Here is a 1200-nt window from a genome sequence, read left to right as displayed (position 1 = left end):
GGTAACCCTCCCAAACTTAAGACACCTAATAAATAGAATTAAGCTGCCTGATTGAGTTTCTGTATCGGTGTAAAACCGCCATTGCCCATGTTTGGGCGCTTATGATTATAATGGTATAACCAGTTTTCTGCTTGTGCGCGTACCTGCTCTAGATTATCAAACAGCTCCTGATTTAACCAATCATATCTCATGGTTCTGTTAAAGCGCTCTACATACGCATTTTGCTGTGGATTGCCAGGTTCAATATAGCTTAAGATGATACCTTGCTGCTCAGCCCAGTCTTTGAGCGCATTGCTGATGTATTCAGGGCCGTTATCGCATCTTATCTGCACAGGTTTGCCTCGGTACTCAATAAGCTGATTAAGACTGCGTATGACCCTCCCGGCCGGTAGCGAGAAGTCGACTTCAACGGTGAGTGCCTCACGGTTGTAATCATCAATGACATTGAACAGTCTAAAGCCGCGGCCATCAGTTAAGCCGTCGTGCATAAAGTCCATGCTCCAGCTTTGGTTAATCCTATCAGGTACTGCTAATGGTATTGGTTTAGCACGTTTAATGCGACGCTTAGGTTTGATTCTAAGGTTGAGTTCAAGCTCGCAGTAGATGCGATATACCCGCTTATGGTTGTACGGCAGTCCTAGCACATTACGCAAGGTTAAAAAGCACAAGCCAAAGCCCCAGTTCTTGTTCTCATCGGTCAGTTTGATAAGTAAGTCCGCTATTTGCTGGTTCTCATCTGTTACCACTGACTTGTGATAATAACAGGTGACGCTGATGTTAAAGATCGAGCAAGCCCTGCGGATACTGATGCCATGCTCTTTAATATAGTGACAAGCCATCTCTTTGCGCCTGAGGGGCGCTACCACTTTTTTGACATGGCATCCTGTAGGATGTCGGACTTAAGACATTCATCAGCGTACATCTTCTTTAAGCGGGCATTTTCAACTTCAAGCTCTTTAAGACGGCTGATAAGTGTGGCGTCCATACCACCATATTTAGATCGCCAGTTGTAGAAGGTGCTTTGGCTGATGTTATGCTCACGGCAGAGCTCGGTAATAGGGACGCCTTGTTCGGCTTGTTTTAGGATGTTGACGATTTGGTTGTCGCTAAAGCGTGTCTTTTTCATAGGATTCTCCTGCTGGTGTATTTTAGCAGTTAATCTCTATTTGTAAGTGTTCTTATTTATTGGGGGGATTACCA

The 1200-nt window shown here is 44.8% G+C and carries 1 protein-coding gene; it reads right to left on the bottom strand.

Features of this window, described 5'->3' with window-relative positions; translation table 11 throughout:
* Positions 1–38 precede the first annotated feature (38 nt).
* A protein-coding gene (locus tag CXF58_RS01160) for an IS3 family transposase (RefSeq protein WP_180952495.1) occupies positions 39–1126 on the bottom strand; the annotation gives its coding sequence in 2 pieces (ribosomal slippage) (positions 39–874 and positions 874–1126; 1089 coding nt in all).
* Between the last annotated feature and the right edge of the window lie 74 nt (positions 1127–1200).

This window comes from Psychrobacter sp. Sarcosine-02u-2, from assembly GCF_002836335.1.
Classification (GTDB): domain Bacteria; phylum Pseudomonadota; class Gammaproteobacteria; order Pseudomonadales; family Moraxellaceae; genus Psychrobacter; species Psychrobacter faecalis.
The sequence above is the reverse complement of the archived record's forward strand: the minus strand, read 5'-3'. Positions and strand labels throughout refer to the sequence as shown.